This is a genomic window from Dactylosporangium sp. CA-152071 (genome assembly GCF_050936335.1).
GTDB classification, from domain to species: domain Bacteria; phylum Actinomycetota; class Actinomycetes; order Mycobacteriales; family Micromonosporaceae; genus Dactylosporangium; species Dactylosporangium maewongense.
Window position 1 is genome coordinate 4537715 of record NZ_JBNJMZ010000001.1, and the last position, 15673, is coordinate 4553387.

Genomic DNA, 15673 nt, shown 5'->3' on the forward strand with positions numbered 1-15673 from the left:
GGACTGACGTGACCGTCTACCTGGGCCGTCCCGGAGCGCTGCAGGCGGTGCCAGGCCGCGGCCTCAAGGTCGCACCGAGCCGCCTGCGCGTCTCCGGTGCGGCCACCACGATCGGTGGCGGCCGCACCCGGGACTACATCGGGACCACCGTGCTGGGCTCCTGGACGCTCTCCTGGTCGGCGCTCGACCGGGCGCTGCTCGGCTTCGTCGAGGCGCTCTACGCGGGGCTGTCCGGTCCGGGACCGTTCGTACTCCTCGACTCCGGCCGCACCAACCTGCTGACCACCAACCAGAGCGGGGCGACCAGCGTCACCAACGGCACGGACGGGTTCAGCGCGCCGGGCGCCGGCGAGCTGCTCACCTCGTCGTCAACCGTGTTCGAGCGCGGACCACGATCGCTCGCCTGGTCGCTGCCCGCCGCACCCGCCGGCGGCGTGCTCACCCTCACCGCACCCAACACGGACTGGCCCGGCATCCCCTGCGTGCCCGGCCGCACCTACCGGCTCCAGGGCCGGGTACGTGGCGCCGGCACCGACCCGATCATCACCGTCGCCGCTCAGCTGCGGTGGCTCGACGCCGCCGGCGCCCAGGTCCAGCTCGACGCCGGCGCCGGCGTAGCCACCTCGGCCGGCGCCTGGGCCGACTGCGTCATCGGCGCAACCACCTGCCCAGCCGGCGCGGTCTACCTGGCGCCGCGGCTGGCCGTCACGTCGGCCACGGTCGGTGTCGGCGGTGGCACCGTCCACGTCGACCGGCTGCAGCTGGCGATGCCCGACGCGTTCGATGACGGCACCGTCTGGCGGCCGGGCCTCGGGGTGCCGCGGGTGAGCCTGCCCCAGCTGGACGACGCCCCGTGGCACACGCAGCTGCACCGGGTCGGTCTGCTCCTCGAGGAGGTGTCATGAGGGTCGTCAGCGCGGAGCTCGCCGCAGCGATCGTCGCCACCGAACGCACGCTGCGCGCGACCGGGAGCGTCGACTGGGACGGCGACGGCCACGACACCAGCACCGCGCCGCCGCGCGTGCTGCGGGACAGCTTCGACCGCGAGCCGGTAGTCAGTGGCTGGGGCGGTGCCTGGGCCACGTCCGGCGGGTCGGCGTCGGACCACTCCGTGGGCGCCGGTGTGGCCGTGCAGTCCCACGGCAGCGTCAACGTGCGCCGCATCGCGCTGCTCGACGCCGGAGCGGCTGACGTCTCGTACACGGTTGACGTTCAGCTCGCTATCACCAGCGCCGCCGGCGCCCCCGTCACCCAGTGGGCGGCCGCCCGGGTCACCGACTCGAGCAACTGCTACTTCGCCCGCCTCGACGTCGACACCGCCGGCGCGGTGTCCCTCGCGCTCTACAAGCTCGTCGCCGGCGCGCAGACCACGCTCGCGGCCGCGGTCCAGCTCGCCGCGGCCCATGTCGCCGGCGACTGGTGGCGCATCGGGATCCAAACCGCCGGCACCGCGCTTCGGGCGAAGGCCTGGCTGCCCAGCTCCCAGCCGGAGCCGGCCTGGCAGGTGACCGCGGTTGACGGCAGCCTCACCACGGGCACCCTGATCGGGCCCATGTCCCGCCTCAACAGCGGCAACAGCAACACGCTGCCGGTGCCGGTTACGTGGGACAACCTGCGGGTCGTCACCGGCAACATCGACGACATCAGCGGCCAACTCGGCGACCTCACCATCACCCGCGCGCTGACCGGCCAGTTGCCCGATGAGGTCCTCGTGGTCGAGGGCATCTCGGCCGCGACCGCCAGCAGCAACCTGGTCAAGGGCCTCGTCGGCGATGAGCGCCTGGCCGCGGTGCAGTTCTGGAGCCGGCTCAACCCTGACTCGCCGCTGTGGGGCAAACCCCGGGCCAACCGCGACGCGAAGCTCGCCATCGAGCTGTTGACCTCTGCTGGATGGCAGTCGGTGCCGCTGCTGACCAAGGGCGTGCTGAGGTCACTGCCCGTCAGCGTCAAGGATCGCCGCGCGCAGCTGCAACTGCTTGACGCTCGCGACCGCTTCCGCACCCCGATCGACCTGCCGGCCGTCGTTGCCGACGGGCCGTACAACGGATCGACCCTGCCGCTGAAACCCGGCCTTGAGGCCGCATGGCCGATCTCGTACGCGCTGTGGAAGTGCCAGCTCCCGTTGTCGCCTCCGCCGCGCGCTGGGTGCCGCCTGTGGGCCCCGATGCACGGGTCCGCCACGCCGTTCATCAGCCGGCAGTACGTCGCCCCCACGTACGCGTACACCAGGCCGGACACCAGCGCCCCGAACAACCCCAAGCGGGTCCGGTTCAGTGGGGACGCACCGTTCTTCATGGCGCTCACGCACTCCGCCAACTACCCGACCCCGGCGCCGCAGACCCTGATGGAGGGGTTCCTGGCCGACACGGGGTCGGCGATGTGGGACTCGGCTGGCCGGTCGTCGGGTCGGATCGAGGTGTGGTGCAAGATCCCCGCGGCGCCGAGTACCGCGACGATCGCCTTCTACATGGACCTGTGGGCGGAGGGCGCCGGCACCGGCGGCAACAGCGACCCGAACATCGAGTTCCGGGTGCTGCGGGATGGCACGTCACGGCTCCGGCTCACCGCCGGCGGGAGCATCCTGCGGACGATCACCGGCCCGACCTACACCCACGACGGCGCCTGGCACCTGTTCGGCGTGCACTGGGACGACGTCGCCGGGTCGGCCACGTTCCGGCGGGACTCGACCTCGGACGTCGTGGCCTACACGCCCGTGTCTTCGCCGGACCTGCCGGTGTCGCTCGCGGTCCGCTACCTCGCGGACATTCGCGTGCCGGCCGCCGAGCTGCAGGTGACGACCGGCCTCACAGCGGGGACGGCGTGGCAGCCGCTGACCTGGACTCCTGGCGTGGTCGTCGACAGGCCGCAGAACAGGCGGCTGGCCGGCATCTACCCGGAGGGACCGCAGCAGGCATGGGCGCTGTTCCAGGCCGTCTACGGCGCTGAGCGTGGCCTGGTCTGGGTCAGCGTTGACGGCGTGCTGCAGCTGTGGACTGCCGCCCGGCTGAACATGCCGGACGCGTTGAACGTGGTCAGGACGGTGACCTCGTCGCGGGACCTGCTGTCGCTCGGGTATCGCGACGACCGGTCCATGATCCGCAACATCATCAGGTGCGGGTACACGACGGTGGCACTCACGGCGTCCACGGAGCTGTGGAAGCTGGGCAGCCTGGTGCGGCTCGACCCTGGCCAGACCTGGACCGTGAGTGTCCAGCTGACTGCGCCGATCGTCAGCGCGCCCACGCTGGTGGGTACCGGCAGCACCTCGGCCACCGGCGGCGGTGGCAGCCAGTGGGGTGTCTCCGACATCTCTCCGGTTCGTGGGCGGGTGACGGTGACCAGTCCGACCAGCGCAACGATCACAGTGACGAACCTCGCGGGTGTGACCGTCTTCCTGTCGACGTTCGACGGCGAACCGAGCCTCAGTCTGACCGGGAGCTCGGTCGTCAAGGTCGACGGCCCGCCGGTCGAGGTTCGAGACCAGGCCTCGATCGCCGCCTACGGTGACAGCCCGCTCGATGTGCCGGCAAACCCGTGGGCGCAGACGAAGGGATGGGCGCTCGGCACCGTCTGGGGCCTCCTCGGCCTCCTACGCGAAGAGCAGATCGTCTACGTCGACATCGAGATCCCTGGCGACCCCCGGCTGGATCCGCTCGACCGGCTGCGGGTGCAAGACCGGCACGGGCTGATGCTCGACACCCCTATCACCCTGCTGCAGCGGTCCGACTCGATCAGCGGCGGCCGCTACAACTCCGGCCTCATCGCCCGGCCGTCCCGGAACCAGTGGCTGCTTGGCGGGCCCGGCGTCGGCACGGCCCTCGGCTCGACCATCCTCGGAGGGACGCCGTGAACTACACCGCGCCGATCCTGATCAATGGCGGGGTGTACCCGGCTGAGATGTGGCAGGAAGGCCTCGACGAGGTTGAGGAGCTGTCTGCGTCTGCGGCCAGCGCCTGGACGGCGTACGGCACGGACACCACCATCATCACCGCCACGCCCACGTCCCCGACCAAGGGCAACTCGACCTGGACGGCGCAGTACCGGTTCGTGGCGCCGAAGCAAGTGCAGGTGCGAATCCGCTACGACATCGGCAGCACGTTCTCGGCCGGTTCCGGGATCTACAACTTCCTGTTGCCGTTCGCCGCGTCCGTCAACGGCTTGGCGATGGATTTGGGGATCGCCATGGTCAACGACCAGGGCTCCGCCTACCGCAACTGCCGGGTGTTCTTGTTCGACACCACCCACGCCCAGGTGGTGCGCGACGACCAGGGCGCGCCGATCGGCAACGGCGGCCCGGGCACCGCGTGGGCGACGACGGACATCATCCGCGTGAACCTCACGTACGAGATCGCCTAGGAGGACCGGCATGGCTTCGCAGGGGTACCGCGACTGGGTCAGGGCTGGCCGGCCGTACACGCTGATCCGTCCGGCGCGAGCGGTCCAGGCGGCGCTGCTCCGTCACGGCATCACCGTCTGGGACTTCCCGGACGAGGGCCACCAGAAGGCAGAGCCGCCGGAGGACCACACGCCCTACTCGGCGACGGGTTTCCCGGGCCAGAACGCGCGGTGGATGGCGCGTGGCCTGGACATCATGCCGCGGTCGGACTCCTGGGCGCACCGCAAGGAGAACGCGGACATCGCCCGGCAGTTGATCCGCGATCGTGACGCTGGCGTGCCGGGCGCGATGTGGATCAAGTACATCAACTGGACCGACGAGGACGGCGCCTGTCGGCAGGAGCGCTGGACCACGGTCGGTGCGCCGCTGCGGCGGACGACGAGGTCTTCGACCGACAGCGGGCACGTGCACGTGTCGGGGCGGTCCGACGCCGACAACGACGCCCGCGCCGACGGGTACGACCCCTTCGCACGCATGACAGGAGCTGACGACGACATGAACCTCGGCGACCGGATCACGATCCCGCTGTACGAGGCGCCCGACGGCGTTCCGCTGCCGACCGGGCCCGAGACGCTCGACGTGGCGACGATCCTCGGTGGCGCCCACCGCCGGGCGTACATCGCCATGCACCTCGCCCAGCAGGCCCGTGACGAGGCCCGGGCCGCGTCCGTGGCGGACGCGCAGCGGGACCAGGCGGCGATCGCCGCCATCCAGGCGCTGACCAAGGTGATCCAGGCCGGCGGCGGGACCGTCGACACGGTGCCGATCCTGGCCGAGATCCGCGCGGTGCGGGAGGCCACGCACGCCGAGGTGGTCCAGCTGCAGCAGGCGCTGGCCGAGTCGGAGGCACAGCGGCTCGCGCTGCAGCAGCGACTCGCCGCAGCCCTCGCACCGCCGGCGGCCTGAGCGTGGACCCGGCGATCGTCACCGCGCTGATCGCCGCTGGCGGCGGCCTGGTCGCCGGCGGAGGGGTCGCCGCGCCGGTCGTGATCCACATCCTGTCGCGTCGCCAACGCGACGCCCAGGCGGATGAGTCGGCGGCGCGGACCGAGCAGTTGGAAGCGCAGACGGAGGAGATCCGTCAGCGGCTGACCCGCGACCTTCATGCCGATCTGGAGCGGGTGCAGTCGTCGCTGCGTACGACGTCCGCCGAGGCGGAGCAGCTGCGGCAGCGGGTCCTCGATCTGGAGTCCAGGGTCGCGCAGCTGACCCGCGATGAGGCGCGGGCGTCGGAGGAGTTGCAGCGAGTGCAGCGCGAACGTGATCAGCTCCGCGCTGACCTGGCGGCGCGGAACGCGACGATTGTCGAGCTGCGCGCCCAGGTTACGACGCTCACTCTGCAGGCGTCGCTGGCGCAGCCTCCGCACTGACCCAGCGGACCGGGAACACACCGACGCGCGCCTCGTGGACGGGGTCGCCGCCGGCGACGTGGTCCGGGTGTTTGGCGCACTGGACCGGGATGTCGCCGGTGGCGGTGGGCGTCAACTTCGTGGCGGCGCAGGTGATCTCCATGCCCGCATCGTACACACGTTCGAACGCCTGACCAGGGCGTTCGGCGTTCCTCCCCCGAATGCCCTGGAGGGCGAATGAAGAACTTCGTCAAGAAGTACGGCAAGGCGATCGCTGCGGCGATCGCGGCCGGGCTGATGGTGCTCGCCTCGGCCGTCACGGACAACCACGTCGACGCTGGCGAGGGGATCAGCATCGCGATCGCCGTGACCACCGCGGTGTCGGTGTGGCTGGTGCCGCAGCTGCCGTCCTCGGCCGGCGCGAAGACGGGCGTGGCGATGGTGCTGGCCGTGTTGCAGGTCGCCGCGGCGACGATCGTCGACGGCATGTCGAGCGCCGACTGGGTCAACCTGGCGATCGCCGCGCTGGGCGTCCTGGGCGTGCTCAAGTCGCCGGCGCAGTCCGTCGGTGACGACCTGGTGCCGCGGTCCGCGGCCGCGATGAGCCGCGGCGGGTACGGCAAGTACTGACCGGCACGCCCCAGACACGACCGCGGCCCGGCTGCCCCTTGGGGTGGCCGGGCCGCTTTTGTGCGTCCTGGGTCAGAACTCGCCGGCGAGCACACCCTCACGGAACGCGGCCCACTCGTCGACGTCGAAGACGAGCACCGGGCCGGCGGCGTCCTTCGAGTCGCGAACGGCCCGGCCGCCGGCGAGGTCGGCGACCTCGACGCAGTTGTCCGAGTACGGACCGCTGCGGGTGCTCTTGCGCCACACCGTGTTGTTGCCGAGCTGGGCGCGGAGTGCGTCCTTGCTCATCGTTGCCTCTCTCGTCGACGGGACCCTCGCCCGCCGAAGCTGTGCCCGGTCAGGTCCACCCGGCGGTGTGCATCCGGCTCTGGTAGCGGACCCGCTCAGCGTGCTTGCGCAGGTCGTCCGCAAGCCGGTCCAGCGCCGCGGCGGAGGCCTCCGGGTCGCCGATGCCTTGATCGATCTGCACTGCGGTTCCGCCGCCGTCCTCGATCCAGAACAGCAGCTCACCATCGTCTTCGACGGTCTTGCCGACGACGTGCCGGGCGGTCAGGGTGGTGATCGCATCGATCTCAGGAGCGACGATTGTCTCGATCTCGGGGCGGGTCATGAGCTGGTCCGCCAGGGCGGGCATGTGCGCCGGAGCAGGACGATGTTGCAGGGCCAGGCCCAGCCGCAGCCGGCGCAGTGGTGTTCCCGGCGCCACCAGCGGCGCCGGTGCCTGATGCCGTCGATGACCATGCGTACCTCCGCAGGTCGGGAGTCCGCCGGGCGACGGTGTGCCGCCCGGCGGGGGCCGCCTCCGAGGTGTCGGCCGGGAGGGGCTTGAGGTGATTCAACATGCTGAGCATGATGAGTGCAAGAGTGGTACGCATGCTGAGCATGTTGAGCAGGGAGTGTGTGACGTGGGATCTTGGTCGGGTCGACCGGGAGGTACCACCATGTCCGCTGTTCGCATGCCGTTCAGGCAGCGAATCGCCGAGGAGATCAAGGCGAAGATCCGCACCGGGGAGTACGCGCCAGGCGCGATCCTGCCGTCTCGCCCCCAGCTCGCCGCCGAATACGGGTGCTCGGTGGAGCCCGTGATCCGCGCTCAGGAGGACCTGGAGCGCGACGGGTGGATCGAGATCCATCAGGGCAAGGGGGTGTTCGTAGCCGAGCGGCCGCCGTCCTGACGCCGAGGCGGGTCGGTAGGACTACAAGGGCCTGTAAACCTGTAGTCCTACCGATCTTTAGCGTGCGCGCATGGTCGATCGGAACGAGGGTCGGGCGCTGCACCGGCAGCTCGCCGACCTGCTCCGCGACCAGATCACCGCCGGCCAGCTGCGGCCGGGCGCATACCTACCGTCCGAGACGTACCTCGGGCAGACGCACGACATGAGCCGGACCGCGGTTCGGCGTGCGATCGACCTGCTCGTCAACGAGGGGTTGTTGACCAAGTCGAGGGGGCAGAGGACGCGGGTGCGTGAGCAGCGGGAGCGCCGGGTGGTGCTGCTGGCGGCTGGCGACGACGTGGAGACGCGGATGCCGACGGAGGCGGAGCGGCACCAGCTGGGGATCCCGATTGGTGAGCCGGTCTTTGTCGTGCGGCGTGCTGGCGGCCGGGTGGAATTGCATGCTGGCTCGTCTTCGACGCTTCGGGCGATTGGCTAGATTCGCGCAGGGTGCCTGTTTGTACGCAGTCTGTAATTTCACCCCCGCGTAGCCTTGACTTCATCGACACATGCGCACGTCTGACGTCCACATAGGACTACAGGTTGTTGCGATGGGGCAGCAATTGCCCCGATGTGTGCCCAAACCGCATCACTGCAGGTGGATCACGTATCAGCTCTGCGTGTCGGATACCAGACACCATGCGGGCATTCTGAGATCAGGTAGTCGGCTGGTAGTGCTGCGGTACCGCCAGCGGAATCGTGCCTGTGGTCAGGGGGTCTGATCACGGAGGAGACCCACATGCTCGATGCGAAGCCCGCCAGCCATCCCCGCCACCGCCTCCCGCCTGTCCCGCGCCGTGAGGTGGCTCGTGCTGTCGGCGCCTGCACCGTTGCCACGCTCGCCACGGGCGTCGTCATCGCCGACCTGGAGCATCCCCACATCACCGCCGGCGCCGCGGTCAGCCTGCTCGGCGCGTGGCTGGCCCAGGCGCTTATCGCCCAGCGACGCCGGCGCGTTGACGCCACGCACGCAGGGCACGGGCTCGATCCGCAGGTGATCGCTGCGGCCAGGCGGATCAGCCACCGCCTGGCCCGGCAAAACCAACATGATTGGCGTTCGTGATCTGCGACGATCGTCGGCAACGTGCTCAACGAGCCTGACTGCCGTCGGCTGGAAGAGAGCAAGGCGCTGGTCGCGTCCTTCAAGGTCGCCGCCACGTCACGGCGCTACGACCGCAGCGAGGGGCAGTGGGTCGACGGCAACCAGCTCCGGCTGCGCGTCACCTGCTGGCGCAACCTCGCGGAGAACGTGATCCGCAGCGTCCACGTCGGCGACCCGGTGATCATCACCGGCAAGCTGTCGAGCCGCAACTGGGAGACCGAGGACCACGCCAAGCGGGTGGCGTACGAGCTGGAGGCCACCTCCATCGGCCACGACCTGGCCCGTGGCCGGGCGAAGTTCGCCCGGGTCAAGGCCAACACGGCGACCAGCTCCATCGACGACGAGTTGTCGGACGCCCACATCGCGGGCCAGCCGAGCACACCGGTGGTGGCGATCAACGCGCTGCCGCGGCAGCGCGACTACGACGCCGAGCTCGGCGGCTTCGTCACGACCATGGTGGAGCCGGCGGACGCCGACCGGGACCCGTTCGCGGAGGACGTCCTGACCGAGCTCGACAACGCGATCAACGCCGCGTTCGACGGCGCGGCGTTCGCCGCGATGGAGGGCTTCACCGCGCCGGACGACGCGGCGGAGCTCACGACCGACGCCGACACCGCGGAGGTCCCGGCGGTCTCCGACTCGGAGGACGAGGGGTCCCCCACCGGCGACGACGAGAGTTCGACGGACGCGCCCGAGGAGTCGAGCGGCGGCCGGCGCCGGCGCAACCGGGGCAAGGTGCCGGTTCCCGCCTGACGGGTCAGTGGGTCGCGGCACCGAGGCATCCGGCGTCACGACCCACCGCCGGCACTGCCGTGAACAGCCACGCGGACCGGTCAGGAGCGCGCTGCGTAGGCGGACGCGGCAAGCGACCTGGCCGGTGCGCACCGCCATGGGCCGACGCGGTCAGGGACTGGCCGGTGCGCGCTGCCGCGCGGGTCGACCCGGCGAGCGACTGGCCGGTGCGCGCTGCCGTGGGCCGACGCGGCAAGGGACCGACGGTGGGGACCGTCGCCCGGGTGAGCCACCGGCTGGCGGGACCTGCGGGTGGGCAGACCTGACACGGGACTGGTCGCGCGCACCGCCTTGACCAGCCTGAGCACGATGCTGAGCGCAGGAAGCAAGACCAGGCACGGCTCGGGCGAGACCAGGCCAAGCACGGGCGAGACCAGGCACGGCTCAGGCGAGACCCGACCTGGACACGGTGAAAGGAGCGTCCTGAGCACCGTGCGGCGCTGGCCCGCCTACGGTGGGGTGCGGGGTTGGTGCGCGCGAATGCGTTGGCTGGAGTGGTTGCGGGTAATGGGGCTGTGGGGTGGACCGTTCGGGAGGGGTCCGAACGACCCGAAGCGTGACTTTGTCGCCACCCGTAGCGAAACGAGTGGCGCGACAAGGGAACCCGCTTGTGCCGGGAGGCGAGGAATGTTGTCCTGAGAACGTCGATTTGGCTCCCCACAAGCGAATCCTCCGCCGTAGGCGGTAGCCTGTCCGACGACATGCGCTCGTAGCTCAGCGGATAGAGCAGGGGACTTCTAATCCCAAGGTCGTAGGTTCGATCCCTACCGGGCGCACCACTTTCAGCGCTGCTCAGGCGCTCATACAGCCACTTGTACAGCCTAGGCACCGAAGAGGCGCTGAGCGGCGTCGTCGACGGCTGCCCGCTCGATCTCGGGCAGGACGTGGGCGTACGTGTTCATGGTCAGGCCGATCTGGCTGTGCCCGAGGACCTTCATGACGGTGCGGGCCGAGGCGCCGGAGACGAGCAGGAACGTCGCGCAGGCGTGGCGCAGGTCGTGGAGCCGGAGCCAGTCGAGACCGGCGGCGGCCCGCAGCTGGTGCCAGGAGCGGTCGAGGTTGTCCGGCTCCATCGGGGTGCCTAGCCGGGCGGGAAAGACCAGGTCGTGATCGGTCCAGCTGTCGCCGGCCGACTTCCGGGCCGCCTTCTGTGCCTTGCGGTGCTTCTTGAGCAGCTTCTGCGTCTGCACTGCCACCGGCACTGTCCGGCGGGACCGGTCGGTCTTGGGCGCCGAGAACTCCAGCCGGCCGTTGGTCCGCATCAGCGTCTGCCGAACGGTCAGCGTGCCGCCACCGAAGTCGATGTCCGCCCAGCGCAGCCCCAGCAGCTCCCCGCGCCGCAGGCCGACGGTCAGCGCGGTGACGAACAGCGCCTCCAGCCGGTGGCCCTTCATGACGCCGAGCAGCCTCTTGGCCTCCTCGACGGTCAGCGCGCGCCGCTCCACCTGCTGCATGGAGGGCGGGCGGACGATCTTCGCGACGTTCCGGTGTACCAGTTCCTCCCGTTCTGCGTCGCCGAGAGCGTTGCGGATCAGGCCGTGGATGTGCCGCACCGAACTTGCCGAAAGACCGGACTCCAGCTTCGCCGCCAGCAGCTTGCGGATCGTTGCCGCCGTCAGCTTGTCGAGCTTGACCTTGCCGAGCGCCGGCCGGACGTGGTTCTCCACGATCTTCCGGTAACCCTGAAGGGTGGTCGGCCGCGTGCCGTCGGTTCGCTTCAGCTCGATCCACTCGTCCAGCCACTTGCCGAACGTCCGCGAGCCAGCGGCGAGGTTCTGCCCGCGCTCCTGCCGGCGGCGGAGGTCCGCGAGCTTGTCCAGCACATCGCGTTCCGTCTTGCCGTAGACCCATCTCCGGGTCCGCTTGCCGTCGATCCAGCCGAGATCGAGGATCGCGGCGTACCCGTCCTTGTACGGGAAGACCGATCCTTCCCCCTGCGATCGCCTTCGCTTCTCTGTCACGCAGCCTCCTCCTCAGTTGCCGAAAGCAGTTCCTCGATCGCGGCGAGCGGGATCAGCCGGGCGCGATCGAGCTTCACCGAGCGCAGACGGCCGCTGCGCATCAGGACGTAGACCGTGTCTCGCGAGACGCCGAGCAGTCGTGCCGCTTCGGCGGGCCGCACACTCTTGCGGATCATCAAGCCGCTACCTTCCCCGTGGTTGCGTCGTCGTGGTCTGGCTTGATCTGGCGTTGTCGCTCCCTCGCTTCGTTCAGCTGCGCTCGCTGCTGGATGCGCACCGAGATGGACCGCAGCAGCCGGTGTTGGATCGGTGGGATGTCCGGGTCATCGCGCCGCGCCATCTCCCAAGCGACGGGCGCGGGCGTGCCGGGTTCGGCGTCGGTGGCCGGGACCTGGTCGTGGGGGTCGCTGACACCGAGGAGCGCTTTGACCCAGGCGCGGGTGTCGTGCTTGTGGTCGGCGAGGGTCTTGCCGGACCACTGGCGGGAGACGAGGACGCGTCGGCCGCCCATGCCGAGGGTGGTTCGCTGGTGGACCTTGGCCTTGCAGCGCCCGGCCGACTGGTTCGGGCGGGCGTTCTTGGGCTGGACGCCGTACCGGAGCCAGTTGGCGCAGCGCGGCGAGCAGGGGGTGTACCGGAGTTCGTGCCAGAACCGTTCGAGGTGGGTGCGCTGCCGGTCGGTGTCGATGGCGTGGCACGTGTCGACGGACTTGGTGAGGTACTTGGTCAGGTAGCCGATCAGCTTGTCGGCCTTAGCGGTACCGCCGAGGACGCCCTCTGCGTGGACCTGCGGGCCGAACCGCGCCACGTGGACGGGTTCGTCACCGATGTCGTCGAGGGCGTCTTCCCAGGTTGGAAGCGGTTCCCGGGTGTCCGGGTCGACGTATGCCTTCTGGTCCGGGTCCCAGATGGGTGCGTGATGGTCGGGGTAGTGGACGGCGTCGACGGGTGGCCACCAGACCTGGTGGTAGGTGGCTGCGGTGATCCTGCGGAGCAGGTCGCGGGACATGGTGCCGCGCATCGCGAAGTGGGCGTGTGGGGCGAGGCGGCGTTGGGGTTCGACGGCGCCGAAGTATTGGATGGACCAGCCGGCGGCGCGGCGGGCGTTCTGCCAGAACCGGTCGAGCAGGGCCGGGAAGTGCACGGCGTCCCACGCCGCGCGGCGGTAGTCGTAGGTGGCTGGGTTGACCGGGGTGCCGTCGTTGCGGACACGGCCGTAGGTGTCGAGGGTGAGGGTCAGGAACGTGGAGGGCTGGAACACGTGCCCGTCGCGGCCTTCGTACGTGCGACCCACCGTCGTCGGGGCGACCTTGAGCCGCGGGAGGTCGGGTGCGTCCTGGCGGCGCTTGGTCGAGCGGACCCGGCGGACCGGTTTGGGCGCGTCGGCCTGGTCGTCGCCTTCCGGCTTGCCGACCGGGGTCAGGTGGCCGCGCATGCCGGATTCGGTGATCGCCTGGTCGAGTTCGGCGATGGCGGCTTCGAGCTCGCGGACCTGGTCCCACTCCGCCGCCTGCTCCGCCCGGTTGCGTTCGAACACGAAGTGCGCCCGCAGCACGATCAGGGAGCGTTGGCCTTCCGTTGGCTCGTCGGGTTCGGGGAGCGGCTCGTCGGTGCGGTGCCAGCCTTCCCGGCACTGCTGCTGCCGAAGCCTGCGCGCCCGCTTCGCGCAGGGTGGGCATTTGTCCTCGCGGGTGGCGCCGCACGGCAGGTCGATGACCTCGCTGACGCCGGTGGTGAGGTCGGTGCGGCGGAGCATGACCGGGCGGGTGCAGACGCCGTACTCGTGGGCGAGCTGCCGCAGGGCGTCGACGGAGCGGGGCATCGCGAAGCGGGCAGCGCGGGAGCCGGGGCGTTCGGTTGTCTGAGTCACCGGTGGGCAGCTCCGTTCACCCGCACGAACGCGTCCGGCGACACCTGCAGCCGCGGCGTCGGCGCATCCGTCGGCACGTCGGCGGGCAGCTCGATCGACGGAGCGGCTGGCACGTCGACGGACGTCGGCAGCGTGACCGTTGACGGTGCCTCAGAGGCAGCGGGTGGGGTCGACAGGACGAGCTTGATCAGGGCGAGGAACCCCAGGGCCGGGATGGCGGAGATGATCCAGCCGGAGAGTCCGGGTTTGGCTTCGGCGAACTGACCGGCCAAGGAGAGCGTCACTGCGCCGACGATCATCGCGATCGGGTACCGGCCGACCGGGATGCCCCGGCTGCGCCGCCGGCGCGCTTCCAGGCCGGCGGCGAGCGGGATCAGTTCGGTCACGGCGGCGTTGGCCCAGCCGAACCAGTCGCCGGTGCCATGCGGCGAGTTGTGCATGGTCCAGTCGTGGACGTGGGTGAACGACGCGGCACCGGCCATCCCCGCGACGGCGAGCAGGATCAGCACCTGCGCGCCGCCTTCGATCCGCGCGGTCATGCCGCCACCTGCCCCGCCGGCAGCGCCCGCCGAGCGCCCTCCAGGACCGCGCGGGCAGTCAGGTCGACACCTGCGGCGAGGAGATGCGCCTGCCGCGACGCGGTGACCTCGTCACGGTCGAGGCGTGCGGAGAGCCGCAGTTCGATGTGGCCGACGCCGCTGATGGTCTCGATCCGAGTTGCGACGAGGCTGCCGTACGGCGCCCGCACCGACATCGGCGCCGACCGGTGCTCTCCCGACGGGTACCCGAGACGGGCGGTGCAGCGGTGGCCGGCGGCGCACCAGTCCGGGCACTCCCGGTGCCGGCGAAACCAGGTCCGGCCGGTCGCGGACTCGCGGTGGCCGATGCGCAGCGCGGTGGCGAGGTTGCGGGCGGCGTTCCAGACGTTGGCGTTCATGCTGCTGCACCTCCGCGGGCGACCGGCCGGAGCCGGGCGAAGTCATGGGCAAGGTCGGTGATGTCGTCATCGGTGAGGTACGAGAACCGGACCCGCATCGGCGTCGGATCGCCGTCGAGGACGACGTACGCGACACCGGGACTGCTACGCGGAATGCGGTCGCAGAGCGCGCCCCGGTCGCGGGCGCCTTCGCCGAGGGTCAGGTCGACGTGCGCCTCTTCGGTGAGCCGCAGGCCGATCCGGGTCGGGAACAGGTCACGGAACGGCAGCACCTCTTTGCGCGGGTCCTGCAGGCACGCGACGACATGCACGCCCACCGCGCGGCCCTGCGTGAGCAGCACCCCGAGCGCCGCCTTGATCCGGTCCTTCAGCTGCCGATCAGTGAGGTACGCCGTCAGCGCCGCAAGCTCGTCGATGACGATCACGATCAGCGGGTCACCAACCGACGGGACGTGCTGACGGGTCTTGCCCCTCAGCCGGGCGGTGCGTTCGCGCATGGTGGCGACGGCCTCTTCGAGCATGTCCGCCATCGCCCTGAAGTCCTCGCAGGCGAACCGAGCGAACAACGGCATCCCCGCGGCGAGTTCCATCCCGCCCTTCGGGTCGAACGCCCAGACCTGCACCAGCCCGGACCGAATGCCCGAGGCCAGCGCCCGCAGCAAGGACCAGATCACCGAGCCCTTGCCTGCATCGGTGGCGCCGACCACGAGGACCTGTGTGCCGAACAGCCGCAGCGCGTACACGTCGCCGTCCTCACGCCGTGCCAGCTCCAGCGACCGGAAGTCCGGCTCGTCCGGCACCAGAAACGGCGGGACCGTGGCGAGCAGCGGGTCACCGCGCAGGAGCGTGATGACGACGAGGTCGGGCTTCGAGCCGGCGGACACCCGGCACGCGCGGGCACCGAAGGTGTGCGCCAGCCGTTCCGAGACCTTGGCAAAGTCGTCCGGGATCTGCCCGGTGACCATCCGCACTGTGATGGCGTCGGCCATGGCGGTACAGCGGACCCGCTTCACGACCGGGATCACGGTCCGGCCGTCAAAGGTCACGCCGAGGCCGGCGGTCACCATCGCCGGAAACCACTGGCGCCGGTAGATCCACCGCCGCCACCGGCCCAGCACCGGGTAGCCGACGAAGCGGCCGAAGGTTGTGCGGTCGAATCCCCACCAGCAGGCGCCGACCGCGCCGAGCACGAGGACCAGGACGACGGGGACGTGCCAGCCGTACTTGAGGTAGAGCGCGGCGAGCGCGAGGCCGGGCAGCGTGACGACCCAGTACCGCACGAGGAGGACCGCCAGGCTCAGCAGACCCTTGCCCAGCCAGGCGAGCAGGACCAGCCAGAGCGGCAGCTTGAGGTATGGCGTGCGGACGTTGAACGGGGCAGGCTCGATCCGCTCGCCGCGGATGACGTTGATGAGGGGCATC

The 15673-nt window shown here is 70.5% G+C and carries 18 protein-coding genes and 1 tRNA gene; 11 read left to right on the forward strand and 8 right to left on the reverse strand.

Annotation, left to right across the window (positions count from 1 at the left end):
• The first annotated feature begins 8 nt into the window (after positions 1 to 8).
• The 6 genes from ACQEVZ_RS20315 to ACQEVZ_RS20340 all read left to right on the forward strand — a co-directional run bounded on the left by ACQEVZ_RS20315 (position 9) and on the right by ACQEVZ_RS20340 (position 6375).
• A complete protein-coding gene (locus ACQEVZ_RS20315) occupies positions 9 to 905 on the forward strand; it encodes a hypothetical protein (protein ID WP_433368736.1) in 897 nt (298 codons plus the stop codon).
• Positions 902 to 3850, forward strand: coding sequence for a hypothetical protein (locus tag ACQEVZ_RS20320; RefSeq protein WP_433368739.1), 2949 nt, complete (start codon positions 902 to 904; stop codon positions 3848 to 3850). The genes ACQEVZ_RS20315 and ACQEVZ_RS20320 overlap by 4 nt, the downstream gene beginning before the upstream one ends.
• A complete protein-coding gene (locus ACQEVZ_RS20325) occupies positions 3847 to 4356 on the forward strand; it encodes a hypothetical protein (RefSeq protein WP_433368742.1) in 510 nt (169 codons plus the stop codon). The genes ACQEVZ_RS20320 and ACQEVZ_RS20325 overlap by 4 nt, the downstream gene beginning before the upstream one ends.
• Before the next feature lie 10 nt (positions 4357 to 4366).
• Positions 4367 to 5302: a hypothetical protein gene (locus ACQEVZ_RS20330; RefSeq protein WP_433368745.1), complete on the forward strand. Its 936-nt coding sequence runs from the start codon at positions 4367 to 4369 to the stop codon at positions 5300 to 5302.
• Positions 5303 to 5304: 2 nt separating this feature from the next.
• A complete protein-coding gene (locus tag ACQEVZ_RS20335; protein WP_433368748.1) occupies positions 5305 to 5766 on the forward strand; it encodes a hypothetical protein in 462 nt (153 codons plus the stop codon).
• A 216-nt stretch (positions 5767 to 5982) separates the two neighbouring features.
• Positions 5983 to 6375, forward strand: a complete 393-nt coding sequence (locus ACQEVZ_RS20340) for a hypothetical protein (RefSeq protein ID WP_433368751.1) — start codon at positions 5983 to 5985, stop codon at positions 6373 to 6375.
• Positions 6376 to 6447: 72 nt separating this feature from the next.
• Here ACQEVZ_RS20340 and ACQEVZ_RS20345 read toward each other — a convergent pair whose 3' ends face one another.
• Both ACQEVZ_RS20345 and ACQEVZ_RS20350 read right to left on the reverse strand, forming a co-directional pair.
• Positions 6448 to 6663: a DUF397 domain-containing protein gene (locus ACQEVZ_RS20345; RefSeq protein WP_433368754.1), complete on the reverse strand. Its 216-nt coding sequence runs from the start codon at positions 6661 to 6663 to the stop codon at positions 6448 to 6450.
• A 49-nt stretch (positions 6664 to 6712) separates the two neighbouring features.
• Positions 6713 to 7009, reverse strand: a complete 297-nt coding sequence (locus ACQEVZ_RS20350) for a hypothetical protein (RefSeq protein ID WP_433368757.1) — start codon at positions 7007 to 7009, stop codon at positions 6713 to 6715.
• A 307-nt stretch (positions 7010 to 7316) separates the two neighbouring features.
• Between ACQEVZ_RS20350 and ACQEVZ_RS20355 the strand changes: the two genes are divergently transcribed.
• The 5 genes from ACQEVZ_RS20355 to ACQEVZ_RS20375 all read left to right on the forward strand — a co-directional run bounded on the left by ACQEVZ_RS20355 (position 7317) and on the right by ACQEVZ_RS20375 (position 10262).
• Positions 7317 to 7550, forward strand: a complete 234-nt coding sequence (locus tag ACQEVZ_RS20355) for a winged helix-turn-helix domain-containing protein (protein ID WP_433368760.1) — start codon at positions 7317 to 7319, stop codon at positions 7548 to 7550.
• A gap of 70 nt (positions 7551 to 7620) precedes the next feature.
• Positions 7621 to 8028, forward strand: a complete 408-nt coding sequence (locus tag ACQEVZ_RS20360; RefSeq protein ID WP_433368763.1) for a GntR family transcriptional regulator — start codon at positions 7621 to 7623, stop codon at positions 8026 to 8028.
• 300 nt (positions 8029 to 8328) lie between these two features.
• Positions 8329 to 8652 (forward strand): hypothetical protein, encoded by a 324-nt coding sequence (locus ACQEVZ_RS20365; RefSeq protein WP_433368766.1) that lies wholly within the window; start codon positions 8329 to 8331, stop codon positions 8650 to 8652.
• Between the two features lie 9 nt (positions 8653 to 8661).
• On the forward strand, positions 8662 to 9444 hold the full coding sequence (locus ACQEVZ_RS20370) for a single-stranded DNA-binding protein (protein WP_433376876.1): 783 nt from the start codon (positions 8662 to 8664) through the stop codon (positions 9442 to 9444).
• A 742-nt stretch (positions 9445 to 10186) separates the two neighbouring features.
• Positions 10187 to 10262, forward strand: a tRNA-Arg gene (locus ACQEVZ_RS20375).
• Positions 10263 to 10304: 42 nt separating this feature from the next.
• On the opposite strand, the gene ACQEVZ_RS20380 is transcribed toward ACQEVZ_RS20375, so the two are convergent.
• The 6 genes from ACQEVZ_RS20380 to ACQEVZ_RS20405 are packed head-to-tail and all read right to left on the reverse strand — an operon-like array spanning position 10305 to position 15672.
• The gene (locus ACQEVZ_RS20380; RefSeq protein ID WP_433368769.1) at positions 10305 to 11444 is read right to left on the reverse strand and encodes a tyrosine-type recombinase/integrase; all 1140 of its coding nucleotides are present in this window, start codon (positions 11442 to 11444) and stop codon (positions 10305 to 10307) included.
• Positions 11441 to 11620, reverse strand: coding sequence for a helix-turn-helix domain-containing protein (locus ACQEVZ_RS20385; protein WP_433368772.1), 180 nt, complete (start codon positions 11618 to 11620; stop codon positions 11441 to 11443). Before ACQEVZ_RS20385 ends, ACQEVZ_RS20380 begins: the two co-directional genes overlap by 4 nt.
• Positions 11620 to 13266: a replication initiator gene (locus ACQEVZ_RS20390; RefSeq protein ID WP_433376879.1), complete on the reverse strand. Its 1647-nt coding sequence runs from the start codon at positions 13264 to 13266 to the stop codon at positions 11620 to 11622. Before ACQEVZ_RS20390 ends, ACQEVZ_RS20385 begins: the two co-directional genes overlap by 1 nt.
• A gap of 44 nt (positions 13267 to 13310) precedes the next feature.
• On the reverse strand, positions 13311 to 13853 hold the full coding sequence (locus ACQEVZ_RS20395) for a DUF2637 domain-containing protein (protein WP_433368775.1): 543 nt from the start codon (positions 13851 to 13853) through the stop codon (positions 13311 to 13313).
• Positions 13850 to 14251 carry a hypothetical protein gene (locus ACQEVZ_RS20400; RefSeq protein ID WP_433368778.1) on the reverse strand — a complete coding sequence of 134 codons (402 nt, stop codon included), beginning with the start codon at positions 14249 to 14251 and terminating at the stop codon, positions 13850 to 13852. Before ACQEVZ_RS20400 ends, ACQEVZ_RS20395 begins: the two co-directional genes overlap by 4 nt.
• A complete protein-coding gene (locus tag ACQEVZ_RS20405) occupies positions 14248 to 15672 on the reverse strand; it encodes an FtsK/SpoIIIE domain-containing protein (protein WP_433368781.1) in 1425 nt (474 codons plus the stop codon). Before ACQEVZ_RS20405 ends, ACQEVZ_RS20400 begins: the two co-directional genes overlap by 4 nt.
• Between the last annotated feature and the right edge of the window lies 1 nt (position 15673).